At 45.0% G+C, this 26,231-nt stretch carries 37 protein-coding genes; 22 read left to right on the forward strand and 15 right to left on the reverse strand.

All coding sequences use genetic code 11. The features are described from left to right. Window positions 1-49: 49 nt before the first annotated feature. The 4 genes from H8S80_RS08560 to H8S80_RS08575 all read left to right on the forward strand — a co-directional run bounded on the left by H8S80_RS08560 (window position 50) and on the right by H8S80_RS08575 (window position 3,174). Entirely contained in the window at window positions 50-1,744 is a 1,695-nt protein-coding gene (locus H8S80_RS08560; RefSeq protein WP_187049044.1) for a hypothetical protein, read from the forward strand. Next, on the forward strand, window positions 1,741-2,013 hold the full coding sequence (locus tag H8S80_RS08565) for a hypothetical protein (RefSeq protein WP_117631792.1): 273 nt from the start codon (window positions 1,741-1,743) through the stop codon (window positions 2,011-2,013). The genes H8S80_RS08560 and H8S80_RS08565 overlap by 4 nt, the downstream gene beginning before the upstream one ends. A 93-nt stretch (window positions 2,014-2,106) precedes the next feature. Continuing rightward, the gene (locus H8S80_RS08570) at window positions 2,107-2,922 is read left to right on the forward strand and encodes a rolling circle replication-associated protein (protein WP_187049045.1); all 816 of its coding nucleotides are present in this window, start codon (window positions 2,107-2,109) and stop codon (window positions 2,920-2,922) included. A 54-nt stretch (window positions 2,923-2,976) separates the two neighbouring features. Continuing rightward, complete coding sequence (locus tag H8S80_RS08575) at window positions 2,977-3,174, forward strand: hypothetical protein (RefSeq protein WP_187049046.1); 198 nt, start codon at window positions 2,977-2,979, stop codon at window positions 3,172-3,174. 34 nt (window positions 3,175-3,208) lie between these two features. On the opposite strand, the gene H8S80_RS08580 is transcribed toward H8S80_RS08575, so the two are convergent. Next, the gene (locus tag H8S80_RS08580) at window positions 3,209-3,436 is read right to left on the reverse strand and encodes a helix-turn-helix domain-containing protein (RefSeq protein WP_207666217.1); all 228 of its coding nucleotides are present in this window, start codon (window positions 3,434-3,436) and stop codon (window positions 3,209-3,211) included. Between the two features lie 135 nt (window positions 3,437-3,571). On the opposite strand from H8S80_RS08580, the gene H8S80_RS08585 reads away from it, so the two are divergent. The 10 genes from H8S80_RS08585 (at window position 3,572) to H8S80_RS08625 (ending at window position 9,213) form a co-directional block, all read left to right on the forward strand. Then, entirely contained in the window at window positions 3,572-3,805 is a 234-nt protein-coding gene (locus H8S80_RS08585; protein WP_118519122.1) for a hypothetical protein, read from the forward strand. A 17-nt stretch (window positions 3,806-3,822) separates the two neighbouring features. After that, window positions 3,823-4,113, forward strand: a complete 291-nt coding sequence (locus H8S80_RS08590) for a hypothetical protein (protein WP_187049047.1) — start codon at window positions 3,823-3,825, stop codon at window positions 4,111-4,113. A gap of 50 nt (window positions 4,114-4,163) precedes the next feature. Next, the gene (locus H8S80_RS08595) at window positions 4,164-4,832 is read left to right on the forward strand and encodes an ATP-binding protein (RefSeq protein ID WP_117631807.1); all 669 of its coding nucleotides are present in this window, start codon (window positions 4,164-4,166) and stop codon (window positions 4,830-4,832) included. Between the two features lies 1 nt (window position 4,833). Next, complete coding sequence (locus H8S80_RS34600) at window positions 4,834-4,968, forward strand: hypothetical protein (protein ID WP_279292802.1); 135 nt, start codon at window positions 4,834-4,836, stop codon at window positions 4,966-4,968. Beyond that, window positions 4,965-5,612, forward strand: coding sequence for a hypothetical protein (locus tag H8S80_RS08600; protein ID WP_187049048.1), 648 nt, complete (start codon window positions 4,965-4,967; stop codon window positions 5,610-5,612). The genes H8S80_RS34600 and H8S80_RS08600 overlap by 4 nt, the downstream gene beginning before the upstream one ends. Window positions 5,613-5,712: 100 nt before the next feature. Then, entirely contained in the window at window positions 5,713-5,961 is a 249-nt protein-coding gene (locus H8S80_RS08605) for a hypothetical protein (protein WP_187049049.1), read from the forward strand. 127 nt (window positions 5,962-6,088) lie between these two features. Then, on the forward strand, window positions 6,089-7,783 hold the full coding sequence (locus H8S80_RS08610) for a hypothetical protein (RefSeq protein WP_187049044.1): 1,695 nt from the start codon (window positions 6,089-6,091) through the stop codon (window positions 7,781-7,783). After that, window positions 7,780-8,052 (forward strand): hypothetical protein, encoded by a 273-nt coding sequence (locus tag H8S80_RS08615; protein WP_117631792.1) that lies wholly within the window; start codon window positions 7,780-7,782, stop codon window positions 8,050-8,052. Before H8S80_RS08610 ends, H8S80_RS08615 begins: the two co-directional genes overlap by 4 nt. A gap of 93 nt (window positions 8,053-8,145) precedes the next feature. Beyond that, on the forward strand, window positions 8,146-8,961 hold the full coding sequence (locus H8S80_RS08620; protein WP_187049045.1) for a rolling circle replication-associated protein: 816 nt from the start codon (window positions 8,146-8,148) through the stop codon (window positions 8,959-8,961). Between the two features lie 54 nt (window positions 8,962-9,015). After that, on the forward strand, window positions 9,016-9,213 hold the full coding sequence (locus tag H8S80_RS08625) for a hypothetical protein (protein WP_187049046.1): 198 nt from the start codon (window positions 9,016-9,018) through the stop codon (window positions 9,211-9,213). 34 nt (window positions 9,214-9,247) lie between these two features. On the opposite strand, the gene H8S80_RS08630 is transcribed toward H8S80_RS08625, so the two are convergent. Further along, entirely contained in the window at window positions 9,248-9,475 is a 228-nt protein-coding gene (locus H8S80_RS08630; RefSeq protein WP_207666217.1) for a helix-turn-helix domain-containing protein, read from the reverse strand. Between the two features lie 135 nt (window positions 9,476-9,610). Here H8S80_RS08630 and H8S80_RS08635 point away from each other — a divergent pair, with 135 nt between their 5' ends. The 6 genes from H8S80_RS08635 (at window position 9,611) to H8S80_RS08655 (ending at window position 12,000) form a co-directional block, all read left to right on the forward strand. Beyond that, window positions 9,611-9,844, forward strand: a complete 234-nt coding sequence (locus tag H8S80_RS08635) for a hypothetical protein (RefSeq protein ID WP_118519122.1) — start codon at window positions 9,611-9,613, stop codon at window positions 9,842-9,844. Window positions 9,845-9,861: 17 nt separating this feature from the next. After that, window positions 9,862-10,152 carry a hypothetical protein gene (locus tag H8S80_RS08640; protein ID WP_187049047.1) on the forward strand — a complete coding sequence of 97 codons (291 nt, stop codon included), beginning with the start codon at window positions 9,862-9,864 and terminating at the stop codon, window positions 10,150-10,152. A gap of 50 nt (window positions 10,153-10,202) precedes the next feature. After that, entirely contained in the window at window positions 10,203-10,871 is a 669-nt protein-coding gene (locus H8S80_RS08645; RefSeq protein ID WP_117631807.1) for an ATP-binding protein, read from the forward strand. A gap of 1 nt (window position 10,872) precedes the next feature. After that, window positions 10,873-11,007 carry a hypothetical protein gene (locus H8S80_RS34605; protein ID WP_279292802.1) on the forward strand — a complete coding sequence of 45 codons (135 nt, stop codon included), beginning with the start codon at window positions 10,873-10,875 and terminating at the stop codon, window positions 11,005-11,007. Further along, complete coding sequence (locus tag H8S80_RS08650) at window positions 11,004-11,651, forward strand: hypothetical protein (protein ID WP_187049048.1); 648 nt, start codon at window positions 11,004-11,006, stop codon at window positions 11,649-11,651. Before H8S80_RS34605 ends, H8S80_RS08650 begins: the two co-directional genes overlap by 4 nt. A gap of 100 nt (window positions 11,652-11,751) precedes the next feature. Beyond that, a complete protein-coding gene (locus tag H8S80_RS08655) occupies window positions 11,752-12,000 on the forward strand; it encodes a hypothetical protein (protein WP_187049049.1) in 249 nt (82 codons plus the stop codon). Between the two features lie 388 nt (window positions 12,001-12,388). Here the strand turns inward: H8S80_RS08655 and H8S80_RS08660 are convergent, their stop codons facing one another. Then, the gene (locus tag H8S80_RS08660; RefSeq protein WP_117631813.1) at window positions 12,389-12,934 is read right to left on the reverse strand and encodes a TetR/AcrR family transcriptional regulator; all 546 of its coding nucleotides are present in this window, start codon (window positions 12,932-12,934) and stop codon (window positions 12,389-12,391) included. A 127-nt stretch (window positions 12,935-13,061) separates the two neighbouring features. On the opposite strand from H8S80_RS08660, the gene H8S80_RS08665 reads away from it, so the two are divergent. After that, on the forward strand, window positions 13,062-13,988 hold the full coding sequence (locus tag H8S80_RS08665) for an alpha/beta hydrolase (protein ID WP_117631815.1): 927 nt from the start codon (window positions 13,062-13,064) through the stop codon (window positions 13,986-13,988). Between the two features lie 423 nt (window positions 13,989-14,411). On the opposite strand, the gene H8S80_RS08670 is transcribed toward H8S80_RS08665, so the two are convergent. The 11 genes from H8S80_RS08670 to H8S80_RS08720 form a co-directional block, all read right to left on the reverse strand. Beyond that, on the reverse strand, window positions 14,412-14,702 hold the full coding sequence (locus H8S80_RS08670) for a hypothetical protein (RefSeq protein ID WP_117631817.1): 291 nt from the start codon (window positions 14,700-14,702) through the stop codon (window positions 14,412-14,414). A gap of 145 nt (window positions 14,703-14,847) precedes the next feature. After that, window positions 14,848-15,186 carry a DUF6960 family protein gene (locus tag H8S80_RS08675; protein WP_117631819.1) on the reverse strand — a complete coding sequence of 113 codons (339 nt, stop codon included), beginning with the start codon at window positions 15,184-15,186 and terminating at the stop codon, window positions 14,848-14,850. Window positions 15,187-15,233: 47 nt separating this feature from the next. Continuing rightward, entirely contained in the window at window positions 15,234-15,857 is a 624-nt protein-coding gene (locus tag H8S80_RS08680) for a DUF4317 family protein (protein WP_038258072.1), read from the reverse strand. 191 nt (window positions 15,858-16,048) lie between these two features. Beyond that, complete coding sequence (locus H8S80_RS08685) at window positions 16,049-17,548, reverse strand: RtcB family protein (RefSeq protein ID WP_117631821.1); 1,500 nt, start codon at window positions 17,546-17,548, stop codon at window positions 16,049-16,051. A gap of 95 nt (window positions 17,549-17,643) precedes the next feature. After that, window positions 17,644-18,003 (reverse strand): hypothetical protein, encoded by a 360-nt coding sequence (locus H8S80_RS08690; protein WP_002604050.1) that lies wholly within the window; start codon window positions 18,001-18,003, stop codon window positions 17,644-17,646. Between the two features lie 66 nt (window positions 18,004-18,069). Further along, complete coding sequence (locus tag H8S80_RS08695) at window positions 18,070-19,296, reverse strand: hypothetical protein (RefSeq protein WP_117631823.1); 1,227 nt, start codon at window positions 19,294-19,296, stop codon at window positions 18,070-18,072. Window positions 19,297-19,322: 26 nt separating this feature from the next. Then, on the reverse strand, window positions 19,323-20,645 hold the full coding sequence (locus H8S80_RS08700; RefSeq protein ID WP_181987942.1) for a sensor domain-containing diguanylate cyclase: 1,323 nt from the start codon (window positions 20,643-20,645) through the stop codon (window positions 19,323-19,325). 4 nt (window positions 20,646-20,649) lie between these two features. Beyond that, on the reverse strand, window positions 20,650-22,212 hold the full coding sequence (locus H8S80_RS08705) for a sensor domain-containing diguanylate cyclase (protein WP_025530852.1): 1,563 nt from the start codon (window positions 22,210-22,212) through the stop codon (window positions 20,650-20,652). Window positions 22,213-22,329: 117 nt separating this feature from the next. Then, window positions 22,330-22,701: a metal-dependent transcriptional regulator gene (locus H8S80_RS08710; protein ID WP_002604046.1), complete on the reverse strand. Its 372-nt coding sequence runs from the start codon at window positions 22,699-22,701 to the stop codon at window positions 22,330-22,332. A 64-nt stretch (window positions 22,702-22,765) separates the two neighbouring features. Further along, window positions 22,766-23,317, reverse strand: coding sequence for a MarR family winged helix-turn-helix transcriptional regulator (locus H8S80_RS08715; protein WP_025530853.1), 552 nt, complete (start codon window positions 23,315-23,317; stop codon window positions 22,766-22,768). A 34-nt stretch (window positions 23,318-23,351) separates the two neighbouring features. After that, window positions 23,352-23,735, reverse strand: a complete 384-nt coding sequence (locus H8S80_RS08720) for a heavy-metal-associated domain-containing protein (protein WP_002604044.1) — start codon at window positions 23,733-23,735, stop codon at window positions 23,352-23,354. A gap of 267 nt (window positions 23,736-24,002) precedes the next feature. Between H8S80_RS08720 and H8S80_RS08725 the strand changes: the two genes are divergently transcribed. Further along, complete coding sequence (locus tag H8S80_RS08725; protein ID WP_025530854.1) at window positions 24,003-24,845, forward strand: YitT family protein; 843 nt, start codon at window positions 24,003-24,005, stop codon at window positions 24,843-24,845. A 31-nt stretch (window positions 24,846-24,876) separates the two neighbouring features. Here the strand turns inward: H8S80_RS08725 and H8S80_RS08730 are convergent, their stop codons facing one another. Further along, entirely contained in the window at window positions 24,877-26,214 is a 1,338-nt protein-coding gene (locus H8S80_RS08730) for an MATE family efflux transporter (RefSeq protein WP_207729810.1), read from the reverse strand. Window positions 26,215-26,231: the final 17 nt, after the last annotated feature.

Below are 26,231 nucleotides of genomic sequence, written 5' to 3' on the forward strand. Positions count from 1 at the left end.
TTTTAAGGCTTTTTCAACTATTCGTTATTAATTTTTGAGGGGGCCTTTTATGAATCGAAAATCTGTCTACTCTCTTGTTCTGGCTGTTGCTCTGGCCGTGTCTTTTGCGTTCCCTGTTTTTGCTGATGATCTGGCAACGGCTTCCGATGCTGATTATTATTCGAATCAATTATTATCTGTTGAATCATCTATAGTTAAGGCGGCGGCTTCTGAGTTGTCTCCTTTGTATTCTGTTAATGCTCAGAATCAATGGACACAATTACCGTATGATAATTCTTTGAATTACGTGTGGGTGCCTTCTGACTGTACTCGTCTTTGTTGGATTGCTCCTTCCGGGACTCGTCATTTACGTTTACGTGTGGATTCTTCTGATTTAGGTAAATTTGGTTCAGTTGTTTACTATCCCGATGATGCTGATGGTAGTTTTTCTTCTGTTTGGGATTATTTTTCAAATTATCTTGATGATGATGGTATTTTTTATATGGGCAATTTTAATCCTAAGTCTTCACCCGTGTATTTTTTTGTTAATACTTCATCATCGTTTATGATAGGTGTTAATCAATATGTTGATTCATCTTTGTCCTTGGATATAAGCGGTATTTATGATAATTCAGATGTTAAATTTAAATTAAAAACGGTTAAAATTGATGGAGTTTCATTGTATCCAAAATCTTTTGCGCGCACATCAAACAGATGGTTAAACTATGTTTTTACAGGTGGCGGTATTTTAAAAAAGGGTTATGAATATTCTTTTACTTTTTATAATTCGTTTGGGTCGTCCTCTTGGTCTGCTTTACGTTTGCAAACAAATTTAACTAATATTTGTGAGGGGGTTAATGATGGTAATTATGTTACTTTTACATTTACTCCAACTCGTGATTTGAATACGTCTGATTTGCTTTTTTATGTTGATAAAGGAATTGGTAAAGAAAATCTACAAGGGGTATTTTATTACATTTCTTCATCTTCCAGTTATATACCTGCATCTGATACGGGGCAACAAGGTCAGACTACTGCCGCCAACACTACTATCATAAAAAATGTAGTCACGAATATCAGTAACACCGTGAGTAATATTAGTAATCAGATTACTACTTCTACCACTACGATCACGAATGCTGTGAACAATGTTGCGAATCAGGTAACTGGTTCTATTAATTCGCAGACAAATACTCTTTCAGACAAGATACAGGGGCAAACGAATACAATTACAAATAATCAGAATCAAAATACCGATAAGGTTATAAAGAATCAGGATGAGAATACTGATAAGGTTGTAAAAAATCAGGATGAGAATACCGACAAACTTACTAAAAACCAGGACGAAAATACAAATAAGGTTACGGAAAAACTTGAAGATGTGAAAACCGGAATCATAAGCGGAATTATTGAAGGGCTGAAGAACCTGTTTATTCCGTCCGAAGATTTTTTTAAAAGCTATTTTGATGATTTGTATTCGTGGTTTGGGGAAAGACTTGGCTTTCTGTCCTTCCCGATCGACCTGCTCGCGGAGCTGGCGGAAATGTTCCTTGGCTCCTCTTCCACTGATTGTATTCTTACTCTTCCCAGTTTCTCTATATCCGGCTTCAAGTTATGGGAAGAATCCTCTTTTAATTTGACGTCGTTTCTGAATGAGAATTTTAAGTTTGTATTAGATGCTATTAAGTTGGGTACCAGTGTCATTTTGGTCTTTAATTTTATCCATCTGTGTGAGCGAAAATGGGAGGAGGTTATGATGAATTGATAGTAGAAAGTATTTTAAACCTCTTCTCTTCTGCCCTGAAACTTATTTTTGGCTGGATATCTCTCCCGGAGCTTCCCGCCGAAATATCATCCGTAGTGAATCAGTTAATCGAATATATGAAATCCGGGATGTGTTTTGTATTCCTTTTCTTTAGCATTGATCTGATTCGTATTATGTTGCCGCTGGTGATTGTGGTTGCGAACTTTGATAAGGTATATAAGCTTGTAATGTTCGTTCTGAGAAAAATTCCTTTTTTGGGGATAAAGTGAGATGGTTTCGGCCCAACGCCAGCGGCGTGGGCCGAGACCATTACTTGACAGTATAAACACTTAAGGAACTTTTTAGGGTAAAAGGAGGTAAAAATGGAACCGTATAATGTAAAAGTAATTACATATCCGGATTTAACAAAGCAGTATCGTATCTATCATCAAGATGTGTATTATAGGGGGTATTTTAGGAAAGATCGGGTGAAGAATCCTTTTGATGATCGTTGGACAAAAGATATAGATATGGATATCGATAAGCATTTCCAACATGTTTCAGAAGTTAGTATGAAAAGGACACAGAAGAAAGTATTTGATTATGCTCGTTGTAATGAGTGGGAATGGTTTGTTACGTTTACTTTTAGTCCTGAAAAGGTTGATCGGTATGATTATGATGAATGTGTTAGGAAGCTTACAAACTGGCTTAAAATTGTTCGTCGTTCTTCTCCTGATCTTTCGTATTTGGTTGTTCCTGAACGTCATAAGGACGGTGCATGGCACTTTCATGGGTTATTTAGTGGTTTGAATGATAGGCAGATTGTATGGACTGGTAAGTATGTGATTAAGCGTGTTAGAATGTTGAATAGAAGTAAGTATGTAAGAACGGCGGATAAGATATATAAGTTTGGTAGTTATAAGTTAGGTTGGATGACGGCAACGAAGATTCGGGAAAAAGAAAGGGTCACTTCCTACATAACGAAGTACGTCACAAAAGATTTGTGTAATGCGTCGTATGGTCGTAAGCGTTATTGGTGTTCTCGGAATCTTCTATTACCAGTAGAGGAAACCTACTATCTTGACGCTACGGACCGTTTTATCTTATCCACTGAACTTGATGAGGTTGCAGAGTATAAAAAATCTAGTGTTGTACAGTATGGGGAAATGACCCAAGGGTTAAAACTATTTGAGTTGTAAATTCATTGTAATGGTTTAATTTTGTTTTGTCAATACGTTTTTGGAGGTGCTTTTATGAAATGTTTAAGTGATCGTTATGTGAAAGTGTGGAGTCATAAGTATTTTAGTATTTGTTGTCTTAAGTCGTCTGATCCGGCTGCTGGTGATGAATTGGGATATCGTATTGATGATCCTTTTCTTTCGGAACGTCTTTTTAATTCTGTAGATGATGCTATTGATTTTATTGATGAAGTTGTCTGTACGTGTGATTAATATAAAAGGACTGGGTTTTCCTAGTCCTTTTTGTTTAATTTTCTATTTGTTTTTGTTTTCCTACTCCTAATAGCCAGTCTGTAGAAACATTGTAATAGTTTGCTAATTTGGCTATTGTTTCTAAGTCTGGTTCTCTTCTGCCTGTTTCGTAATTTGCGATATTTCCTCTGGGCAATCCTAGCTCTTTGGCTATTTCTTCTTGTGTCATTCCGCATCTTTTACGTGCTTCTTTTAGTTTGTTTGGGAATTGTTCTGTATACAATGTTTCACCTTCTTTCTATAGTTTTATTGTAGCATATGTACCGAAAAAATATGTGCCTTTTTGGCACATATTTAACTTGTCATAATGACACATTTTTGTTAAGATTTTATTAATAGATAAAAAGGAGGTTACATTATGAGGTTTACTGGGTTTTGTAAGTTTATGGGTGCGGAGACGCGTAAGGGTTTTAAAGATCCGTCTCAAATATTTTATATCATTGGACTCAGTCAGGGTCTGGATTCTCTGCGCTGTTATGTGGACGCTGAGTCTTACGTCCGCTATGCTGCTATTGAGCCTTATTCGGATGTAGAAGCCGAGTTTGATTATAATCCGGTATCAGGCAAAATTAATTTGATTTCGATCAATTAAGAAAGGGGTGTTATGTCATGAAACTGTATCAGTCAATTAAGCGTTTTGGTACTGTTCCAGTAGCTACGGGGCTTTGTGTTTTAGCTTCTTTTCCGGTCTGGGCTTCTGAATCTAGTTCGGTTGCTAAGCCTGCCGATTGGGCGCCAATTATTACAGCTATGACGGCTCAGATTTCTGTGTCTACGGTAGTTGGTGTGATTGCTTCTGCGATTTCTGCTGGTATTGGTCTTGTATTCATGTGGTGGGGCGGTCGCAAAGCTGTACGGACTCTCATGTCTGCTTTCCGTAAAGGCAAAGTTTCCATGTAGTCTTATATGGGGGAGATGGGTCTCCCCCATATTTTTATTTGGAGGGTTCTATGTCGTTTAAATGGTATATGGGTTCACTTGATCCAGTCAATATGTTAAGGGTTGTTAAATATAATCAAGATTTCCGGAAACAGCATCCGGAATTTTTTGACCCGGAGGGCATTATTGTTTTTTGTGGTATGCAGGGAGCCGGAAAGACGATCTCGGCTGTTCAGTATGTTCAAAAGCTTTGTGAAAAGTATCCGCAGGTGAAAGTATGCAGCAATATGACGCTGAAACTACCTGAGAATATCGAATTTATCCCATGGGACGGAGTCCATTGCTTTACTGATATTGATAATGGCTACGCTGGAGTTATCTATCTGCTGGACGAGATCCACCTGGAATTTAATTCCTTGGAGTCGAAAAAGATGGATTCCAATATCTTTACTGTTGTGTCCCAGCAGAGGAAACAGCGTAAACATATTGTTGGTACCTCGCAGGTCTTTTCTCGGATCGCGAAACCTTTCCGGGAGCAATTCCGCTATGCGGTGGCCTGCCGGACGTTGTTTAAATGCATTCAGATCAATTCGCTGATCGATGCAAAGAACGCTCATGAAGAAAACGGCGAAGTTGTTGCTTCTAGTATTAAACGCTTTTTCTGGTTCCATTCTCCGCAGCTCTATGACTCTTATGATACTTATGCAGTTATGAATCGCTATCGGCAGGATTGGGGGTGAGATGATGCAGAATGCTATTACACTTTTTGCTGATGTTGTTGCTTTGGCTATGCCTTATGCTGTAGTTTTTGCTATTGGTCAACGTGTGGTCACATTGTTTCTTGGTATGGCCTTTAAAGGTGAGGTCCGCTTATGAGGAGGTTAATTCATGTTGGAATTTTATATTTACTGTTCAATGCTTTATTCTGCGTACCGGCTTTTGCGGCTGATTGGGAAGTTTATTCGCCGGATATTCGGGAAAGTGCTGATGAAGGTAACTCTTTAGACGGCTTTGATGATTTTTACGAGTGGCAGGATTATATGGATTCTTTGGCCTCTCCGTCGGTGGCGACGCGTTCGAATGTAATGAGAACGTCTCCTTCGGCACTGGCGCTTTATAGTAATTACACTCCTTATGATTCCTCTATTTCTACGGCTGTGATTCAATACATGTCTGATGCGCTGCCGAAGATTGGCAATGTGTCATATGTGTTGTTCCGATCGGGTCAGTATTCTTATAGGTTGGTGTATGCTGATGATTTGCAATGTGATGGTAACGTCTTTACCTCTGCTGATGCTGATTATATTGCTTATGATTCCCGTTATTACACGTGGGCTTCTGGCGCAGAAGGTTCTTTTACTTTACGTGCTGATAGCTATATTGTGTATTCTGATCTTGGGGGGTATCCGGTCCTTGCTCGGGATTCCCTGTATTTATATGCCGTTTTGTTTTTAGGTGTTTTGTTCCTGTTGTTTACGATTTACCGCTCGTTATTCAGTCCCGGCCGGGTGGTGATTTAGCTGCTTTTCCTTGTTTACCCATTAACCGTTTTGAGAATCCGTTGTTGCGGTCGGACGGTGGGAGCATCGCCGGGGGGCCCGCCGTCGCGGAGTTACCTTTATGGGAGGTGTTATTTTGGTTTTTTCGGTGATTGAACTGTTGTATCTTCGTCGCCTTGTTGTAGAGCGCTTAGAATGGCTTGACAGGCGTTTTGAACGGAATATGCGATATTATGGTGGCTCTGCTGATTTGGAGCTTATGGAGAGGAAAATAGGCTGTTTGGAGGCGGAGAAACAGGTTATGGAATCGATTAAAAATAAAGTGAATTTACAAATCGGCTTAGATGATTTGAAAGACTGTGAAACGTAGTGTTTCTCTTCTACTACTTTTCGCATTTAAGAAGTGTTTCGCGCATAGTTGGAAATCGCTCTCTTTATCGTACCATGGTTTTAAGGCTTTTTCAACTATTCGTTATTAATTTTTGAGGGGGCCTTTTATGAATCGAAAATCTGTCTACTCTCTTGTTCTGGCTGTTGCTCTGGCCGTGTCTTTTGCGTTCCCTGTTTTTGCTGATGATCTGGCAACGGCTTCCGATGCTGATTATTATTCGAATCAATTATTATCTGTTGAATCATCTATAGTTAAGGCGGCGGCTTCTGAGTTGTCTCCTTTGTATTCTGTTAATGCTCAGAATCAATGGACACAATTACCGTATGATAATTCTTTGAATTACGTGTGGGTGCCTTCTGACTGTACTCGTCTTTGTTGGATTGCTCCTTCCGGGACTCGTCATTTACGTTTACGTGTGGATTCTTCTGATTTAGGTAAATTTGGTTCAGTTGTTTACTATCCCGATGATGCTGATGGTAGTTTTTCTTCTGTTTGGGATTATTTTTCAAATTATCTTGATGATGATGGTATTTTTTATATGGGCAATTTTAATCCTAAGTCTTCACCCGTGTATTTTTTTGTTAATACTTCATCATCGTTTATGATAGGTGTTAATCAATATGTTGATTCATCTTTGTCCTTGGATATAAGCGGTATTTATGATAATTCAGATGTTAAATTTAAATTAAAAACGGTTAAAATTGATGGAGTTTCATTGTATCCAAAATCTTTTGCGCGCACATCAAACAGATGGTTAAACTATGTTTTTACAGGTGGCGGTATTTTAAAAAAGGGTTATGAATATTCTTTTACTTTTTATAATTCGTTTGGGTCGTCCTCTTGGTCTGCTTTACGTTTGCAAACAAATTTAACTAATATTTGTGAGGGGGTTAATGATGGTAATTATGTTACTTTTACATTTACTCCAACTCGTGATTTGAATACGTCTGATTTGCTTTTTTATGTTGATAAAGGAATTGGTAAAGAAAATCTACAAGGGGTATTTTATTACATTTCTTCATCTTCCAGTTATATACCTGCATCTGATACGGGGCAACAAGGTCAGACTACTGCCGCCAACACTACTATCATAAAAAATGTAGTCACGAATATCAGTAACACCGTGAGTAATATTAGTAATCAGATTACTACTTCTACCACTACGATCACGAATGCTGTGAACAATGTTGCGAATCAGGTAACTGGTTCTATTAATTCGCAGACAAATACTCTTTCAGACAAGATACAGGGGCAAACGAATACAATTACAAATAATCAGAATCAAAATACCGATAAGGTTATAAAGAATCAGGATGAGAATACTGATAAGGTTGTAAAAAATCAGGATGAGAATACCGACAAACTTACTAAAAACCAGGACGAAAATACAAATAAGGTTACGGAAAAACTTGAAGATGTGAAAACCGGAATCATAAGCGGAATTATTGAAGGGCTGAAGAACCTGTTTATTCCGTCCGAAGATTTTTTTAAAAGCTATTTTGATGATTTGTATTCGTGGTTTGGGGAAAGACTTGGCTTTCTGTCCTTCCCGATCGACCTGCTCGCGGAGCTGGCGGAAATGTTCCTTGGCTCCTCTTCCACTGATTGTATTCTTACTCTTCCCAGTTTCTCTATATCCGGCTTCAAGTTATGGGAAGAATCCTCTTTTAATTTGACGTCGTTTCTGAATGAGAATTTTAAGTTTGTATTAGATGCTATTAAGTTGGGTACCAGTGTCATTTTGGTCTTTAATTTTATCCATCTGTGTGAGCGAAAATGGGAGGAGGTTATGATGAATTGATAGTAGAAAGTATTTTAAACCTCTTCTCTTCTGCCCTGAAACTTATTTTTGGCTGGATATCTCTCCCGGAGCTTCCCGCCGAAATATCATCCGTAGTGAATCAGTTAATCGAATATATGAAATCCGGGATGTGTTTTGTATTCCTTTTCTTTAGCATTGATCTGATTCGTATTATGTTGCCGCTGGTGATTGTGGTTGCGAACTTTGATAAGGTATATAAGCTTGTAATGTTCGTTCTGAGAAAAATTCCTTTTTTGGGGATAAAGTGAGATGGTTTCGGCCCAACGCCAGCGGCGTGGGCCGAGACCATTACTTGACAGTATAAACACTTAAGGAACTTTTTAGGGTAAAAGGAGGTAAAAATGGAACCGTATAATGTAAAAGTAATTACATATCCGGATTTAACAAAGCAGTATCGTATCTATCATCAAGATGTGTATTATAGGGGGTATTTTAGGAAAGATCGGGTGAAGAATCCTTTTGATGATCGTTGGACAAAAGATATAGATATGGATATCGATAAGCATTTCCAACATGTTTCAGAAGTTAGTATGAAAAGGACACAGAAGAAAGTATTTGATTATGCTCGTTGTAATGAGTGGGAATGGTTTGTTACGTTTACTTTTAGTCCTGAAAAGGTTGATCGGTATGATTATGATGAATGTGTTAGGAAGCTTACAAACTGGCTTAAAATTGTTCGTCGTTCTTCTCCTGATCTTTCGTATTTGGTTGTTCCTGAACGTCATAAGGACGGTGCATGGCACTTTCATGGGTTATTTAGTGGTTTGAATGATAGGCAGATTGTATGGACTGGTAAGTATGTGATTAAGCGTGTTAGAATGTTGAATAGAAGTAAGTATGTAAGAACGGCGGATAAGATATATAAGTTTGGTAGTTATAAGTTAGGTTGGATGACGGCAACGAAGATTCGGGAAAAAGAAAGGGTCACTTCCTACATAACGAAGTACGTCACAAAAGATTTGTGTAATGCGTCGTATGGTCGTAAGCGTTATTGGTGTTCTCGGAATCTTCTATTACCAGTAGAGGAAACCTACTATCTTGACGCTACGGACCGTTTTATCTTATCCACTGAACTTGATGAGGTTGCAGAGTATAAAAAATCTAGTGTTGTACAGTATGGGGAAATGACCCAAGGGTTAAAACTATTTGAGTTGTAAATTCATTGTAATGGTTTAATTTTGTTTTGTCAATACGTTTTTGGAGGTGCTTTTATGAAATGTTTAAGTGATCGTTATGTGAAAGTGTGGAGTCATAAGTATTTTAGTATTTGTTGTCTTAAGTCGTCTGATCCGGCTGCTGGTGATGAATTGGGATATCGTATTGATGATCCTTTTCTTTCGGAACGTCTTTTTAATTCTGTAGATGATGCTATTGATTTTATTGATGAAGTTGTCTGTACGTGTGATTAATATAAAAGGACTGGGTTTTCCTAGTCCTTTTTGTTTAATTTTCTATTTGTTTTTGTTTTCCTACTCCTAATAGCCAGTCTGTAGAAACATTGTAATAGTTTGCTAATTTGGCTATTGTTTCTAAGTCTGGTTCTCTTCTGCCTGTTTCGTAATTTGCGATATTTCCTCTGGGCAATCCTAGCTCTTTGGCTATTTCTTCTTGTGTCATTCCGCATCTTTTACGTGCTTCTTTTAGTTTGTTTGGGAATTGTTCTGTATACAATGTTTCACCTTCTTTCTATAGTTTTATTGTAGCATATGTACCGAAAAAATATGTGCCTTTTTGGCACATATTTAACTTGTCATAATGACACATTTTTGTTAAGATTTTATTAATAGATAAAAAGGAGGTTACATTATGAGGTTTACTGGGTTTTGTAAGTTTATGGGTGCGGAGACGCGTAAGGGTTTTAAAGATCCGTCTCAAATATTTTATATCATTGGACTCAGTCAGGGTCTGGATTCTCTGCGCTGTTATGTGGACGCTGAGTCTTACGTCCGCTATGCTGCTATTGAGCCTTATTCGGATGTAGAAGCCGAGTTTGATTATAATCCGGTATCAGGCAAAATTAATTTGATTTCGATCAATTAAGAAAGGGGTGTTATGTCATGAAACTGTATCAGTCAATTAAGCGTTTTGGTACTGTTCCAGTAGCTACGGGGCTTTGTGTTTTAGCTTCTTTTCCGGTCTGGGCTTCTGAATCTAGTTCGGTTGCTAAGCCTGCCGATTGGGCGCCAATTATTACAGCTATGACGGCTCAGATTTCTGTGTCTACGGTAGTTGGTGTGATTGCTTCTGCGATTTCTGCTGGTATTGGTCTTGTATTCATGTGGTGGGGCGGTCGCAAAGCTGTACGGACTCTCATGTCTGCTTTCCGTAAAGGCAAAGTTTCCATGTAGTCTTATATGGGGGAGATGGGTCTCCCCCATATTTTTATTTGGAGGGTTCTATGTCGTTTAAATGGTATATGGGTTCACTTGATCCAGTCAATATGTTAAGGGTTGTTAAATATAATCAAGATTTCCGGAAACAGCATCCGGAATTTTTTGACCCGGAGGGCATTATTGTTTTTTGTGGTATGCAGGGAGCCGGAAAGACGATCTCGGCTGTTCAGTATGTTCAAAAGCTTTGTGAAAAGTATCCGCAGGTGAAAGTATGCAGCAATATGACGCTGAAACTACCTGAGAATATCGAATTTATCCCATGGGACGGAGTCCATTGCTTTACTGATATTGATAATGGCTACGCTGGAGTTATCTATCTGCTGGACGAGATCCACCTGGAATTTAATTCCTTGGAGTCGAAAAAGATGGATTCCAATATCTTTACTGTTGTGTCCCAGCAGAGGAAACAGCGTAAACATATTGTTGGTACCTCGCAGGTCTTTTCTCGGATCGCGAAACCTTTCCGGGAGCAATTCCGCTATGCGGTGGCCTGCCGGACGTTGTTTAAATGCATTCAGATCAATTCGCTGATCGATGCAAAGAACGCTCATGAAGAAAACGGCGAAGTTGTTGCTTCTAGTATTAAACGCTTTTTCTGGTTCCATTCTCCGCAGCTCTATGACTCTTATGATACTTATGCAGTTATGAATCGCTATCGGCAGGATTGGGGGTGAGATGATGCAGAATGCTATTACACTTTTTGCTGATGTTGTTGCTTTGGCTATGCCTTATGCTGTAGTTTTTGCTATTGGTCAACGTGTGGTCACATTGTTTCTTGGTATGGCCTTTAAAGGTGAGGTCCGCTTATGAGGAGGTTAATTCATGTTGGAATTTTATATTTACTGTTCAATGCTTTATTCTGCGTACCGGCTTTTGCGGCTGATTGGGAAGTTTATTCGCCGGATATTCGGGAAAGTGCTGATGAAGGTAACTCTTTAGACGGCTTTGATGATTTTTACGAGTGGCAGGATTATATGGATTCTTTGGCCTCTCCGTCGGTGGCGACGCGTTCGAATGTAATGAGAACGTCTCCTTCGGCACTGGCGCTTTATAGTAATTACACTCCTTATGATTCCTCTATTTCTACGGCTGTGATTCAATACATGTCTGATGCGCTGCCGAAGATTGGCAATGTGTCATATGTGTTGTTCCGATCGGGTCAGTATTCTTATAGGTTGGTGTATGCTGATGATTTGCAATGTGATGGTAACGTCTTTACCTCTGCTGATGCTGATTATATTGCTTATGATTCCCGTTATTACACGTGGGCTTCTGGCGCAGAAGGTTCTTTTACTTTACGTGCTGATAGCTATATTGTGTATTCTGATCTTGGGGGGTATCCGGTCCTTGCTCGGGATTCCCTGTATTTATATGCCGTTTTGTTTTTAGGTGTTTTGTTCCTGTTGTTTACGATTTACCGCTCGTTATTCAGTCCCGGCCGGGTGGTGATTTAGCTGCTTTTCCTTGTTTACCCATTAACCGTTTTGAGAATCCGTTGTTGCGGTCGGACGGTGGGAGCATCGCCGGGGGGCCCGCCGTCGCGGAGTTACCTTTATGGGAGGTGTTATTTTGGTTTTTTCGGTGATTGAACTGTTGTATCTTCGTCGCCTTGTTGTAGAGCGCTTAGAATGGCTTGACAGGCGTTTTGAACGGAATATGCGATATTATGGTGGCTCTGCTGATTTGGAGCTTATGGAGAGGAAAATAGGCTGTTTGGAGGCGGAGAAACAGGTTATGGAATCGATTAAAAATAAAGTGAATTTACAAATCGGCTTAGATGATTTGAAAGACTGTGAAACGTAGTGTTTCTCTTCTACTACTTTTCGCATTTAAGAAGTGTTTCGCGCATAGTTGGAAATCGCTCTCTTTATCGTACCATGGTTTGGATTGGTTTTCAACTATGCGTGGAAATAATTTTTCACTATCTATAACTCTTTTTTAATCACTGCCGCCATCACCACTTCTGCTGGCTATTACTAAATACGCCCGAGGGGGCCCCGGTATGTTAAACAGAAATATTCATTATATCCATATAATGAATATTAGGGAAATTATGATACATGCAGCACTTGGTTCCTATAGCGCTTGTTTCTCATTGTAGGAAAAAATAGGCCAGAAATCAAATAAAAACAGAAGGAATCAACCATCACCGTTTTCCGGCCGAGTCCTTCTGTTTCTTACGATCCTGTATCTACTTAAACGGTGACGGCATGATACTGCTGATCACCTCCGCCATCTCCTCCGGGCTCTCTTCCATTCCATCGTTTATCCAGTGAATCGTGATATTCCAGAACCCGCCTGCCTGATAGATAAGCTCCTGCTTTGATTTGCCCCTATACACGGGATTACTGAGAAACAGATCATTGATCGCAGGCAAATACTCGTCAAATTTCTGCAGCACCAGAAAAAGAAGATTGTTCCGCTTCAGCAGCATGAAAAAATGGGCGTACTGCCGGCATAGCGAAAAGTACGCTTCTGTCACGGAATAGGCTGAAAGCTGCGGCAAATCCTGAAGCATTTGAATATAGAGATCACACAGTTCCTGAAGCTGTAAGTATAACACCTCTTCTTTGGAACGGAAATTACGGTAAAAGGTCTTCCGGTCCAGATCCGCACGGGCCGTCAGCTCTTTGATCGTGATCTTCTCATAATTTTTCTCTTCCATTAATTTCAGCAGCGCTTCTAATATCCACTGTTTCGACTGAACCGTAAGGGGATTCTCTTTTTTCATGTTCATAGGCGTCTCCTGCCACATTTTATGTCATATGGGGAACATGTCTCCCCCTCATTGACTATAGTCTTATTATAATATAAAATCATAAATGCCACAAGTGGGACATTTAAACAGTAAGGAGATAAACAGAATGGACAGCTATCAAAATGACCGGACCTGGTTAAAGGTTCAGGAATATCTGCCGCCTCATAATCGATTGGAGAAAGCGGAACTGCCCGAAGAATATTATTTAACCATAGACACTATGGAGATCCATATTGATCATTATAAAGTTGCTTCCCCCAAAGGAAGAGTCATACTCTTTCATGGAGTCGGCGGAAACGGGCGCATGCTCTCTGCTCTAGCGCTGCCCTTAATGAGAAATGGATTCGAAGTGATCTGTCCGGATCTGCCATTATATGGGTATACCCGCTGTTCAAAGAACGTAACCTGGCAGACATGGGTTTCCGTCGGAACAGAAATTGTAAATCACTATCAAAGTACGAAACAACTCCCCACATTTTTATTCGGACTCAGCGCAGGCGGCATGCTGGCCTATCAAACAGCCACGGAATGCCCCCAGCTTAACGGTCTGATGGCCTCCTGTATTCTCGATCAGAGAGACAAGGAAGTCACGAAGCATTCTGCAAAAAATCCCTATGTGGGAATGGCCGCCAAGCCCGCTCTGGCGCTGCTGCAAAGAGTTGCAGGCCGTGTCAGAATTCCAATGAAATGGATTGGCAATATGAAAGCGATTGTCAACAATGAAGAGCTTGCCGCGGTTCTGATGAAAGACAAAAAATCTTCCGGAGCCAGGGTATCTCTGGCCTTCATCCACACCATGCTGAATCCGGTTATAAAAACAGAACCCGAAGATTTCAAATCCTGTCCCTTTCTTCTGGTTCATCCCGCCGAAGATCATTGGACTGATTTAAAGTTTAGTCTTCTCTTCTATCAACGTCTGGCATGCGAAAAGCACACGGTCATACTGGAAGGCGCTGGGCATTTTCCCATAGAAGAACCGGGACTGATGCAGCTGGAGCAGGCATGCGCTGCGTTTTTAGAGAGCCATCTATAGCCATCGGTCCAGGGGCTGATATAACTGCGGAATATCAATCGGTATCGCCAAATGTTCATTCCGGATTCCACAGTCTTCTGCCGGTCATCTGCGAACACATTGGCAGTCATCGCGATGATCGGTATCGTCCTGACATCCTGCCGTTCCAGCACTCTCATTTTAACCGATGCGGCTCAGCCGTCCATCACCGGCATTCGAATATAAATCCCTCAAAAATCTCATCCGCAAAATTTGCACAGTTTTTTTATCACGATAAATCCTCTTCTTACCCAGTCAAACGTCTCTTCCGCAAATACAGTGTCCATATGTGTATCAGTCATTATATTCTATTTTAACACTATGACCATGAAAATGCAATCTGTTTGATCTCACTTCACCCTGGCCTGCTATTTAACAAACTACCTGAAACTCCGGTCCAGGTACCTACAGATCAAAAGCATAACGGATGATCTCGTCTGCAACCTCCGTACCATCCGGGCGCCGGAAGCGGCTGAATTCCAGATCCACATACCAGCCGTTCACTCCGTAGAGTTCAACCGGCTCTGAAGAGATAAAGAATTGATTCTTCCAGCCCTCAACCTTTTCAAAAAACAGATTCCATTTTTCAGAATTGCTTTGCCCGGTAATTTCTGCCCTGTCCGCTAAAAAGTTCAGCAGGTACTGGCCGAAATTATTGACAAAAAGAAACTTTTCCATTTTCTCATACCATTCCATATTTTAAGCTCCCGGCCTTTCTCTAACATCACTTTTGCAGTCATAAAAAGCAGGCACTTATCATACCTGCTTTTCCCTGCATCAATCGAGCCCTTTTCTCATGCTCCGAACTACTTAATCCCCTGAAAATATGGTCTTTTCTGATCTAATCTCTCAAATCACCCTCAAAATAACGCCTGCTTTTTCTTTTTCCGTCAACCGCTATTTTGTAATAATAACAGTTTCTTTTAAAATGCCAGCAGATACCTGTGACAACGCCAGTCACTTCCGGATGGTTCCTTGGAGAAACCGGTTCTCCGTACAGATGGCCCGGCGCTTCCTCCAACCGCTTAATCTTATCTGCTTCTATGGTAAGATTCGTCACAGGCGCAAGAATGGTCACTTTTCCATTTTCATAGTTTGCTGCATCATTAATCTCATACTGTATGACAGTCTGAAACAATCCAGCCTGCACGGTTCCAAAATCGAGACATACACCCCACATAGTTTCCCCAACTCCTTAACATCGTTCTGAAAAGGCAGTTCCAGCCCTCATCCCAACCCTAATAGCTCCAGCAGTTCCCTGTGAGGCCGGTCGGCATCCGCCTGGAAGATATTAATATGGTTCTGATCGCCGCTCCTGTCCGTAAATGCGGGGAACAGGAAGCCGCATTCCGGTTTTCCCGGCTCATATTCCCCGGTCATCGGGCAGATGGCGCAGATCATATATTCAAACACTTCCTCAGACTCCCACTGCCGTTCCCCGTCAGACCCCTTTGCCGGGATATCGTACCGGTCATGAAAAACCAGAATCGCGTATGCCGCATTTTTATGGTATTTTTCCATGACCAGGTCGTAAAAGGTGTCCATCAGGGCATCGTTCTTTAAGCCGCACTCATTCATGGCCATAAGCAGCTGCCACATACTTCCCGGCTTTCGCATGCTCTGGGGAAACTCGTACTTCTTCAGATTAACATTTGTCGCAGAAAAAGGGATTTCCTTTGCCAGCTTCAGTTTTTTCGTCCTCTCCGGCGCGGATATTTTCAGAAAATTCGTATTGAAACTCCCCTCAAAATCTCCGTCCCTGTCCACATAACAGCCCGCGATCCTCGTGAAGGATGTTCTTGCAAGGGTCATACGCCTTGTCAGTTCCAGCATATCTTCTCTGTTTATCATGATCTGTCTATTACCTTTCCAATGTCTTTCTGCCGTCTTTCTTCTGTTCTTTCTTCTGTTTTTTCTTCTGTCACTTTAACACTTCTTCTGAAATAAGAGATTGTTGACTCTCTCTGTAATCCAAATCTCATCGGCCGTGCTTTCCACCTCGTAGCTTCTGATCACTTCGCCGTCAAATCTGTTCACAATCCTTATGCCTTTACCGTAAACAACGGCTCCATTCTTGCCACCAGCCCGGCCATATCGTGGTCCTCATGGACCTTCACCACCTGGTCGATATCCTTATAAGCGTAGGGAGCCTCAGAACGTATGGATTCCTCCCATTTCTTCAGTATATCGCTCCGCCCCTTCAAATCACTCCTGTTTGGATCGATGGGCGTTACAACGTGAAATTTCTTCATAAACTTCTGGAATTCCTCATCGCTGCCATGGATCGCTTCCCCTCTGGACAGCCTTCGGCCCGCCCCATGGCTTGCACTCCACAGCGCATCCGGATTCCCCATGCCTCTGAGGAGATAGCTGGAGCTTCCCATGGAACCGGGAATCATCACCGGTTCCCCGTAATAGGCGAAGGGGGTTCCCTCCATCTCTTCCATGCCTCTGGCCGAACAGGCGCCCTTTCTGTGAATGTAATACTTCCGGCCTTCCGCCTCTCTCTCCCAGATAAAATTATGGGGCGAGTCGTACAGAAGCTTCATCCCAAAGGCGCGCACCGTATTTTCAACGGCATTCTGAAGCATCAGCCCCAGAAACATCCGGTTGGCAAATCCAAAATTAGCGGCATTGCGGGTGGTATCGCGGAAACGGCGCCATTCCCTGTCCATTCCGCCTCTTTCCGGCAGAAGGTAAATCCCATTGTCCGGATGGGGAATGCCTTTCGGGTACAGTCCCTTCGTTATCATCTGGTTGATCCTGCCGCTCTGATGGCCGATCGTCAGAGAACCGGTATGTATCATAATAAGGACCGCGCCTTTCCTGATTCCCCAGGCGTTGGCGGTCTGCCCGTCATAGATCTCTGCCACGCGCTGCATTTCCACGAAATGATTTCCGCCTCCTATGGAACCGATCTGATCATCGTAGGACAGGGAATGGGGATCTCCGGTAAAATCTCCCAAGCCTTCCGTATCTCCGGCCTTCAGACTTCCGCGAAATGCGGTGTACTCCAGTTCCTTTTCCTGCTCCTCCCGGCTGTAAAGCCTCCAGATTCCTTTTCCCGCCGCCTCTCCGGATGTCTCAAGCAGGCCAGTGAGGCCATCTTTCAGCATGGCTTCCCTCTGAATTCCATTCATGGCAATGCCGCGGCCGCCTTCAAAGAAGATACGGCGGACCTCCGGCAGCAGGGAGGACAGCCTGCGCTCCAGTTCTTCCTCCTTCAAATCCGTGGTATACAGCCGCATCCCGCAGTTAATGTCATTGCCCATGGCCTGGGGAATCACAAATCCCTCCGTCATCAGTACCGTGCCGATGGGAATGCCTGCGCCCTTGTGAAAATCCGGCGTCACAGCGGCTCTTCTCACTGAGCTGTCCGGATTCTCAAAAAAGCCTCCCTCCGCCTTCATGCGCTCCACGGTACGTTCCATCTGCATCATACTTCTCAGCTCATCCACGGCTTTTTTATCCGGTTTCGTTCCCTCCGGAAGGAAGAGAGACACGCCGCAGGACCGGCTGTCTAATTCTAATTTAAGCTCCATACAATTCGCTTTCTAAACCTGTATTGTTCATGTGGTAAAAGGCACCGGCCATTGCTGACCGATGCCCTGTTAAGTATTCCGTTTCTTCGTTTCTCCTAGCCCAGAAGTGTATCCTTCTTATCCAGAATTGCCTCCGCTGCCGCACAGGCCGGACAATCACAGTACTTTGCTCCGGCTGCTTTGATCTCTCTTGCATGAGCCGCAACCGCCTTCGCCTTATCCGCTCCGAAGACCTGAGCACCGTGCTCGGATTCTGCAAAACCAATCAGGCCGTCAATCGGCATAATATCCGCTTCCAGTTCCTCCACATACTTCCTGGTTTCTTCCGCTTCCCGGTCCGTTCCAACCGCATCGAGCCAGGCCTGGGCCGCTGCCTTTGCCTCGCCGCTGCATGACGGTGCACCCATTAAATCGTTCGTCTTCTCAACAACATAATCCAATACGTTTTTATCCATCATTGACGCCTCTCTTTCTTACAGAATTTTTCTATATTTTACCATAGTCATTCCATCTTTGCAATGTTACTGCTGCATTTCACTGATTTTCTGAATAGCCTGCTCCCTGGAAAGATACTGCTCCCACGCATACCCGTCCTTGGCCTTCGAGGTGTCATAGACTGCATTTAGGGCCTGGCTGTATTCTTCACGGGACATCAGCGTGCCATTCCATTCATACTGGTAGACCACCTCCCCGTTTTCGTCGAATTCAAGCTTTGAATTGTCCTTTGCCCCATAGTAACCGCTGGCAGCCAGCGATAACTGACCGTCTGCCATGGTGTATACCAGATCATAGTAGCTGTCCATATTCCCCTCAGAATTGCAGAGAAGGTTTCCCTTCTCAATATAACTGAAATACAGCCGGTTCAGCTGGTTATCAACGACAGAGCCGCCGGCGTAGGCGGCAATCATACAGCCCACCGCCTCACTGTTTCCGATCTTTACAAGCTCCGGTATGTCGTCATCATTGAGATAGATCAGCTGATATCCAACCCACTCTTCTCCGTCCTGGGCCTGAAGATAATCGATGTACGCCTGCTTCCATCCGGCTGGCGCTTCATTCTTCTTTCCCGCTCCCAGAAATCCCAGCACGGATTGAACCGTCTTCTCTGCAAGTGCAGAATCGGCTGCCTCCGACAGTCCCTTTTCCAGGGTAAATGCGCCGCTTTCACTTCCGCTGTAGATTCTCACCTCGGAACGGCCGGCCTCTGTCCCGGACATCGGTAAATAGCTGCATATGATTATAATATCGTTGAAACCGTCGCTGTTATAGTCTGGGAAGGACACCGCCTCCACCTTTTGGAACCGTTCCTTTTCACGGTTATTATCCTTATATACGCCGTCCAGAACCGCGACAGTCCGACCGCCGTCCTTCAGCTCGAACCGTGCATCTGCGGTGGAATTTTCCCCTGCCTCCGGTTCATAGGAGACAAATGTCACCTTTCCCAAAGGATTTAAGTTCGCCTCAAACGTCTGGTCCCTGATGATCCTGTATCCATTCTCCCCGGTGCCGGAAGAATCCGCTCCCTGGGTTCCTGCTGCCTGCTGCTCTTTGCTCCCGTTCTCGATCTTAATCTCAGGTTCTCCGCCGCCGTTTTCACCCTCTGACGCTTCCGCTGTGATTCCCGTTTCCTTTGTGATTCCCGTTTCCTTTAAGTCCTGTACCTTTTCCTTCTGTCCACAGGCAGTCAGCACGCCGCAAAGAGCGATACAGGCCACTGCTGCCCTCCATCTGTCAGTCCTTTTTCTCATGTGTTTTCCTCTCAGGCATGTCCTCTTCACACCATCTGTTCTTTCTCTTTAAATTCCCTCTCAAAACGTTCCGCCGCATGCCTTAGAAGCTCTGCCGCATGGGAACCGTCTGCCGAATAGGACACCGTGCAGTATTCTGGATTCACGAATTCCTTTTTACCATTCATGCTCCGCTTCCAGAACAGCTGCAGAACAAACTCCTCGATCATCTCCTCAGCAGCCCCACTCTCCCTGTCTTCAAACAGAGCGATCGCAATAACCTCCTCGCCCAGCCTTGCAGCCAGCGTTCCGGCAGGGAAATTCTCCCCGATGCTCCCGCGGATCCGGCCTAGGTAGGCAAGCACTTCCTCCCTGCTGGCCGCCCCGGACAGCCTGCGGAAATTGGACAGCCGGACATAGAGCACGCAGAGGCTGGTCTGCGGCCTTCTCCCAATCCGGCGGTCAACAAAATTGCAGAAGCCTTCGACGGTATACAGACCGCTGTCCGGCTCCGTATAGCCAGCTTTGTAAATCTCCCGTTTCTGCTCCGTGATCCGCCACGCAAGCATAGCCAGCGCTATGATGAGAAGTGCAGCCGCACCGCAGCAGACATTAACGGCCACACGCTGTTTTACAGAAAACCAGCCATTCTCCGGTATGATGCTGAGCGTCCATACGGCAGGAAGACTGAACGTAAATTTCACTGCATCGGAAAAATCAATCGACGAGTCGGATACGGCGATTACGTTTTTATTCTCCCCCATGGAATTGACTCTCCACAGCTCATAATCATAGCCTGCCTCCTCCAGAAAGCCGAGTCCCATCTGTGAGATCACGTAGTCCCGGTCGAGGGCCGCCGCGATTTCTCCCTTATACTCATTTTCCACAATCATGGGATAAAGAAAAAGAAATACGTCCTTTTGGTTGACTCCCAGCTGCTCCGGTCCCTCGATCACGCCGTCTTTTATCACTTTTGCCAGAGTATAGCTGTAGGAAAACTCCCGAAGCTCTTTTCCCACGACTTCCCCGTATTCCTCCTTCGGATATACTGCCGTCAGCGTATCTCCTTCAAAGTAAGCGATCGCCTCAATGGCGGAATATTCCGCCAGCAGCCTCAGCGATACCTGCTCAAACAGCGTTAGATCCCTGTCAAGGTAAGGATCGGTATAAGACAGCTGCTTCGCATAATTGAGCTTTTCAAAGTTTACCGACAGATTTTCATAGAAGAAGCTGAGCGCCGTCTGCGCCTCCTTCTGCCGTTTCTGAACGGAGGCAGACTGAATCTCACTCCGTACCAGCACAGCAGTACCGATCACAAACACAATCAGGATACCGAATGGAATCCACTTTCTTTTGTCTTTGAAAAACATAGTATTATTCTCCATTCAGGAAAAGGGAGTACGTTCCTTTTCCATGGCGTTTCACATCGTACAGGGCCTTGTCCGCCTTTGAGATCAGGGTCTTTAACGTATCCTTCCGATTCCAGACACACGCTCCCATGCTGCAGTGGACAGGGATCTCCGTCCCGTTTACGGTAATGGAAAAATGCAGCCGTTCGGCAAGCTCGCTCAAAACATCATTCAGCTCTTCCACGCTGTCGATGTCCTTAAGGATCAGAATAAATTCATCACCGCCGTACCTGCCTACAACGCCCTCATATTTCTTTTCATATCCGCGCAGGATAAAGCCGATCTTCTTCAGCGCGGAATCTCCGGCCTCATGGCCGTATGTGTCGTTCAGCAGCTTTAAATCATCCAGATCTACAAAGCAGAGAGACAGTTTGCCTGAAGAATTTCCGTCCCGCAGCAGTTTTTCCAGCTGATTCAGGAAGAATGTCCTGGTCGCAAGACCTGTGAGTTCATCCCGCAGCCCCTTGCTGGACATCTGGAGAATATCCTCATAATCAACGCTCTCCGGTGCGATTGCATTGCTGTACAGCTTTTTCTCCATCTTATGTATCGAGGTCAGAAGATTTTCCATGATCGCCATCTGACCGAAAATATGCTTTTTAACGAACAGATACAGAATCAGTGTAATGAGTATTTGAAACAGCGCAGCCAGCAGAAGGGATGGCAGCTCCGCAGAAAACAGCGACAGGAAATCGACTGTCACCAGAATATCCCAGTTCGTATTCTCGATCGGCCCGAACACGGTATAGCGGGAATTCCCCGCCTTCAGACTCCGGAAAGAGCCGGAATCCCTCGCCAGCAGAAGCGTCTCCAGCTTGTCCGTCGTGAGTCCGATCAGCTTATACTCATGAAGAATCTCCGTGTAGGACGCGCCAAACGCCAGGCCTCCGGTGGACGACATGATCTGGCCCTTGGAACCGATCAGCACGGCCTCCGCCCCGTTGGCCGCCGCGGACTGCTTTAACAGATTGACGGCATCATCGAAATAGATGGAACAGAACAGACTGCCGGTCATGACGTCATCCTGAATCAGAGGCACCGCGACCGTGTAATTCAAAGTCCGGCCGTCCGCCCCTGCGACGAAGCCATCCGTCACCTGAATCTCCCTGGTCGAATAAAGCGTCTGCATATACTCACGGCTGGCCAGGCTCGCGGCTTCCTCTCCCAGAGTATAGACCTCGATGTCCTCATCCACATAGCAGATGAACATATACCCGAAATATTGATTGATCTCATCAAGCTTCGCCGTCTTCGACTCCCACGGGACGTCCGGATCATAAAATTCCGGCAGCGCCGCCAGTGAAGTCAGCAGCTTTATGGACTCCCCTGCCTTCTGCGATATCTGTGCAGAAGCGCTTTGATACGCGGCCTCTGCGGATTGCCTCATTCTTCGGACCGTAAGACATGCGCCGCTGAACAGGACCGCCAGGACACATACGATGCAGAATATGAGAAAGCGTCTGCGGATCGGCGCGAAGGGAAAGAGCTCAGCGTCCTGACTGTTCTTTCGTATGACATCTCTCTTCATGCAGCTATCTCCTAATAATCGTAAGTAAATTGACACATGTCCAGTATAGCACAGAAACCATGGTATGACACTATTTTAATTTCATTGTGCATATCTCCTATATCTCATTGTGCATATTTAGCTGCCTGCGGGCAGGCCTGCCTTTTTCAGCGCATGAAAGCTCTCATTGCTGACCGCGTGCTCCAGTCTGGCAGCATCTGCATGCGCCTGCTCCGGGGAAACGCCGACGGCAATCAGCTTTTCCTCGAAGAAGCAGTGCCTCTCAAACACCTCTTTGGCCTCCGCTCTGCCGCTCTCCGTAAGCTCGATGATCCCGTTCCCATCCTTTGTAATGTAGCCCTGCGCCTGCAGCTGCTTCACCGCCGCGCAGACACTGGGTTTTGACAGCTCCATATAATTTGCAATATCAATCGACCGGACCTCCCCGTTCGCCTTCTTCAGGATATAAATAATCTTCAAATAATTTTCACGTGACATCGTCAGTGCCATAGGAACATCTGCCTCCTGTTCAATATTGGTATGGAAAGTAAAATGGTAACTACAAAATAAACTGTCAGCCGCGAAAGAACCGGTCGCGCCTCTGTCTTCGGTCAAAGTCAGCCCCCTCTGCGTCTTCCTGGTACTCAGAGGAGAATTCCTGACTCCGGCGGCAGCGCCGTCTCCGTTCGCCGCCTTCACCGCAGCGTTCCTCCAGATCGTCAATCATGCGGTCTAAATACTCCTTAAATGTACTCTGCTCTTCCTCGGAAAGGCAGCCAAATATATCGTCGGGACCGGGCTGGCTGTTCTCGCTCTCCTCTGCGCCGGCCCCCTTCTCCGTCAAGTGAACGATTATGACGCGTTTATCATTCGGTGACGGCGTCCGCGTGATAAAGCCCTTCTTCTCCAGCTTGGACAGCAGTTCCCCAATGGACTGAGGCCTCATTCCCAGAATCTCCGACAGCTCCTTCTGGGGAATCTCCGGTTTCATCTTCAATACCTTGAGCACCCTTCCCTGCCCGCTGTAGGGAACGCCGCGATCTCTTAAATTCCGGTGAAAATACCGGTTGAGCAGCCACTGCATCCGCATTAACCGCTCCATCAGTTCGTGCGCATTCTGTTTCATCGTCCTTCTCCTCTCATACCCTGTCGTCGTTTGATCAAAGCTCCGCCGCTCCATATTCCGTCTCCCTGCTGACTGCATAGCCCGCGTCCTTGAGTGCAATCCGAAGCGCCGCCTCGTCCACCTCCCGTTTCATATAAACGCTGACCTTTTCATTGAGCAGATTCACCTTTGCCCATACGCCCTCCATGCTGTTTAACGCGTTCTCCACACAGACGGCGCTGTTGCCGGACGACATCCCGGATACTTTTAAACTCGTATGGTATGGATAATGGAACCGATTACGATCCCGAACCTTCACTTTAGGAATGTACGGCTGACCGGACCCGCCGCTGCAGCCCCCTGCCAGACGCAAGGCAGAAAGTCTCAGCGAACAGACCGCCATTGCAGATAAAACCAGACCGATTATTATTGTTGACATGGTACTCCCTCCTTTCAACAGTCAAATACTAAGGTACCTTCTTTTCACATTATAAAGGTACCTTAGTAAAATGTCAAGAAGAAAATGAAGGTACCTTTGTAATTGCCGCAGCAATAGAAAACAGGAGGCCGAATGCCTCCTGTTTTTATAATTTTACTGCATTTTGCTCTCGCAAGAACGGTTTCCTTATGTTACAATACGAGACAGAACTCCTCACGGCCGATGACGCGCCGCGGAGAATATCACTTATTTTATTGGAGGTTCCATATGAAGAAATGGGAAGCAATCCGGGAATTCTTAATTATAACCTTTGCCACCGTCATCGTGGCGGCTGCCGTGTTTTTCTTTCTGATCCCCAGCCACGTGTCGGTAGGAAGCATCTCTGGTCTGGCCATCGTTCTGGGCAACTTTATTCCGCTGAAAATATCGGCCATCACCCTTGTCTTAAATATCTTCCTTCTGATCCTGGGATTTCTGTTTATCGGCAGGGAATTCGGCGCAAAAACCGTCTATACCTCGCTTCTGCTCCCTGTAATGCTGGGTGTGTTTGAACTGCTTTTCCCGAACAATCAATCGATTACAAACGATGCGTTTCTGGACATGCTCTGCTACATCTTCGTGGTCAGCATCGGACTCGCCATGCTGTTTAACCGAAATGCGTCATCCGGCGGCCTGGATATCGTTGCAAAATTTCTGAATAAATACTTTCACATGGACTTGGGAAAGGCCATGTCCCTTGCCGGCATGTGCGTCGCGCTGTCCTCCGCCCTGGTCTACGATAAGAAGATCGTGGTGCTGAGCGTGCTGGGAACGTATTTAAACGGGATCGCACTGGATCATTTCATCTTCGGCTTCAACTTAAAGAAACGGGTGTGCATCATCTCGAAGCGCGAGGAAGAAATCAGAGACTTCATCCTCCACCATCTCCACAGCGGCGCCACCATCTATGAGGCAATCGGAGCCTACGACAACCAGCCGAAAAAAGAGATCATCACCATCGTCGATAAAAACGAATACGCCATGCTGATGTCCTATATCATGAAAACGGATAAAAATGCATTTGTCACGGTTTACACCGTCAATGAAATCATCTACCGCCCGAAACGCTGAGGCGGAGCAGATATAGTTTTTCAGCCATACTCTATCCCACCGATGCTTCGCCTTCCCGCATTCTTCTGAAGATGCGTGTCAGCATCCACACGGCCGCGATTGCCAGCACAAATTCCGCCGTGAACTGGGCGTACGTCAGGCCGTAAAGCGGGAATAAGTAATTGAGCACATAGAGTGCCGGAATCTCCAGGATAATCTTACGGAGCACGGCGAAGGTAAGCGCCGCTTTTCCCATACCAACCGCCTGAAACACACCGACTGCCAGGAAATCCATACAGAGGAACGGAAGCGCCAGGCAAAAGCCGCGCAGGAACCGCGTTCCATAGGCGATAATGGCCTCATTGTTCATAAATGCCCTGGTCAGGCTGCCCGCCCCGATATAATAGAACACGGACACGCAGAACAGGAAGGGAAGCAGCGTCTTCACCGTAAAGAGGATCGCCTCCTTCATCCGCTTCCTGTTTCCGCTGGCATAGCTGTAGCTGACCAGCGGCATGATGCCCTGGGAAAAGCCGAGGGCGATCTGCACCGGCACCATGTTGATTTTCTGAGCGATTCCCATGGCCGCCACCGCATCGGCCCCAAAGGAAGAGGTGAAATTATTCATAATCGTCATCCCCGTCACATTAAACAGGTTCTGGATAGCCGCCGGGATTCCCACACCGCACACGCCGAGAATAATCGCCTTCTTCAGGCGGAAATTCTTCGGAAGGATGCAGATAAAGGTATTCGATCTGCGCACGTAAAGCAGGACGAAAAAGTAGATGCAGGCCACACAGTTGGATAAAAAGGTGGCAAGCCCCGCTCCGGCCGCCCCCATGTTCAGCCCCCACGGGAGAATAAATATGGGATCGAGGATTATATTTAACAGACATCCGCTCATGGTTCCGATACTGGCATGGAGCGATGCGCCCTCCGATCTCACCAGATATGCCATAACCACATTCAAGATCGCGGGCGCTGCGCCGAAAGACACGGTCCATTTTAAATACTCCGCCGTAGCCTGTGCCGTGTTCGCATCCGCGCCTAAAAGCGTCAGCAGCGGCTGGTGAAACACGGTACAGGCGAAGGACAGCAGGAAGCCGAAAAACAGCGCGCAGTAGAAGCCAAAGGCTGAGCTCTGGCGGACCGTTTCGTAATCCTTTCGTCCCAGAGCGCGGCTCATCATGCTGGAACTGCCGACGCCGAACAGATTGTTGACCGCATTAAATGCCAGCAGCACCGGGGCCGCCAGCGTAACCGCAGCGTTCTGCACCGGATTGTTCATCATTCCGACGAAATACGTGTCCGCCAGGTTGTAAATGACCATAACCAGGGAACTTAAAATAGTCGGAACTGCCAGTTTCATAACCGCCTTCGGCACTGGCATCTGCTCAAATAAAACGG

It is taken from the genome of Hungatella sp. L36 (assembly GCF_014288035.1).

Excerpts from the sequence above, each read along its gene's own strand:
- H8S80_RS08560 (WP_187049044.1), top strand. The coding sequence starts at position 50 with ATGAATCGAAAATCTGTCTACTCTCTTGTTCTGGCTGTTGCTCTGGCC.
- H8S80_RS08570 (WP_187049045.1), top strand. The coding sequence starts at position 2,107 with ATGGAACCGTATAATGTAAAAGTAATTACATATCCGGATTTAACAAAG.
- H8S80_RS08575 (WP_187049046.1), top strand. The coding sequence starts at position 2,977 with ATGAAATGTTTAAGTGATCGTTATGTGAAAGTGTGGAGTCATAAGTAT.
- H8S80_RS08585 (WP_118519122.1), top strand. The coding sequence starts at position 3,572 with ATGAGGTTTACTGGGTTTTGTAAGTTTATGGGTGCGGAGACGCGTAAG.
- H8S80_RS08590 (WP_187049047.1), top strand. The coding sequence starts at position 3,823 with ATGAAACTGTATCAGTCAATTAAGCGTTTTGGTACTGTTCCAGTAGCT.
- H8S80_RS08595 (WP_117631807.1), top strand. The coding sequence starts at position 4,164 with ATGTCGTTTAAATGGTATATGGGTTCACTTGATCCAGTCAATATGTTA.
- H8S80_RS34600 (WP_279292802.1), top strand. The coding sequence starts at position 4,834 with ATGATGCAGAATGCTATTACACTTTTTGCTGATGTTGTTGCTTTGGCT.
- H8S80_RS08600 (WP_187049048.1), top strand. The coding sequence starts at position 4,965 with ATGAGGAGGTTAATTCATGTTGGAATTTTATATTTACTGTTCAATGCT.
- H8S80_RS08605 (WP_187049049.1), top strand. The coding sequence starts at position 5,713 with ATGGGAGGTGTTATTTTGGTTTTTTCGGTGATTGAACTGTTGTATCTT.
- H8S80_RS08610 (WP_187049044.1), top strand. The coding sequence starts at position 6,089 with ATGAATCGAAAATCTGTCTACTCTCTTGTTCTGGCTGTTGCTCTGGCC.
- H8S80_RS08620 (WP_187049045.1), top strand. The coding sequence starts at position 8,146 with ATGGAACCGTATAATGTAAAAGTAATTACATATCCGGATTTAACAAAG.
- H8S80_RS08625 (WP_187049046.1), top strand. The coding sequence starts at position 9,016 with ATGAAATGTTTAAGTGATCGTTATGTGAAAGTGTGGAGTCATAAGTAT.
- H8S80_RS08635 (WP_118519122.1), top strand. The coding sequence starts at position 9,611 with ATGAGGTTTACTGGGTTTTGTAAGTTTATGGGTGCGGAGACGCGTAAG.
- H8S80_RS08640 (WP_187049047.1), top strand. The coding sequence starts at position 9,862 with ATGAAACTGTATCAGTCAATTAAGCGTTTTGGTACTGTTCCAGTAGCT.
- H8S80_RS08645 (WP_117631807.1), top strand. The coding sequence starts at position 10,203 with ATGTCGTTTAAATGGTATATGGGTTCACTTGATCCAGTCAATATGTTA.
- H8S80_RS34605 (WP_279292802.1), top strand. The coding sequence starts at position 10,873 with ATGATGCAGAATGCTATTACACTTTTTGCTGATGTTGTTGCTTTGGCT.
- H8S80_RS08650 (WP_187049048.1), top strand. The coding sequence starts at position 11,004 with ATGAGGAGGTTAATTCATGTTGGAATTTTATATTTACTGTTCAATGCT.
- H8S80_RS08655 (WP_187049049.1), top strand. The coding sequence starts at position 11,752 with ATGGGAGGTGTTATTTTGGTTTTTTCGGTGATTGAACTGTTGTATCTT.
- H8S80_RS08660 (WP_117631813.1), bottom strand. The coding sequence starts at position 12,934 with ATGAACATGAAAAAAGAGAATCCCCTTACGGTTCAGTCGAAACAGTGG.
- H8S80_RS08665 (WP_117631815.1), top strand. The coding sequence starts at position 13,062 with ATGGACAGCTATCAAAATGACCGGACCTGGTTAAAGGTTCAGGAATAT.
- H8S80_RS08670 (WP_117631817.1), bottom strand. The coding sequence starts at position 14,702 with ATGGAATGGTATGAGAAAATGGAAAAGTTTCTTTTTGTCAATAATTTC.
- H8S80_RS08675 (WP_117631819.1), bottom strand. The coding sequence starts at position 15,186 with ATGTGGGGTGTATGTCTCGATTTTGGAACCGTGCAGGCTGGATTGTTT.
- H8S80_RS08680 (WP_038258072.1), bottom strand. The coding sequence starts at position 15,857 with ATGATAAACAGAGAAGATATGCTGGAACTGACAAGGCGTATGACCCTT.
- H8S80_RS08685 (WP_117631821.1), bottom strand. The coding sequence starts at position 17,548 with ATGGAGCTTAAATTAGAATTAGACAGCCGGTCCTGCGGCGTGTCTCTC.
- H8S80_RS08690 (WP_002604050.1), bottom strand. The coding sequence starts at position 18,003 with ATGGATAAAAACGTATTGGATTATGTTGTTGAGAAGACGAACGATTTA.
- H8S80_RS08695 (WP_117631823.1), bottom strand. The coding sequence starts at position 19,296 with ATGAGAAAAAGGACTGACAGATGGAGGGCAGCAGTGGCCTGTATCGCT.
- H8S80_RS08700 (WP_181987942.1), bottom strand. The coding sequence starts at position 20,645 with ATGTTTTTCAAAGACAAAAGAAAGTGGATTCCATTCGGTATCCTGATT.
- H8S80_RS08705 (WP_025530852.1), bottom strand. The coding sequence starts at position 22,212 with ATGAAGAGAGATGTCATACGAAAGAACAGTCAGGACGCTGAGCTCTTT.
- H8S80_RS08710 (WP_002604046.1), bottom strand. The coding sequence starts at position 22,701 with ATGGCACTGACGATGTCACGTGAAAATTATTTGAAGATTATTTATATC.
- H8S80_RS08715 (WP_025530853.1), bottom strand. The coding sequence starts at position 23,317 with ATGAAACAGAATGCGCACGAACTGATGGAGCGGTTAATGCGGATGCAG.
- H8S80_RS08720 (WP_002604044.1), bottom strand. The coding sequence starts at position 23,735 with ATGTCAACAATAATAATCGGTCTGGTTTTATCTGCAATGGCGGTCTGT.
- H8S80_RS08725 (WP_025530854.1), top strand. The coding sequence starts at position 24,003 with ATGAAGAAATGGGAAGCAATCCGGGAATTCTTAATTATAACCTTTGCC.
- H8S80_RS08730 (WP_207729810.1), bottom strand. The coding sequence starts at position 26,214 with ATGCCAGTGCCGAAGGCGGTTATGAAACTGGCAGTTCCGACTATTTTA.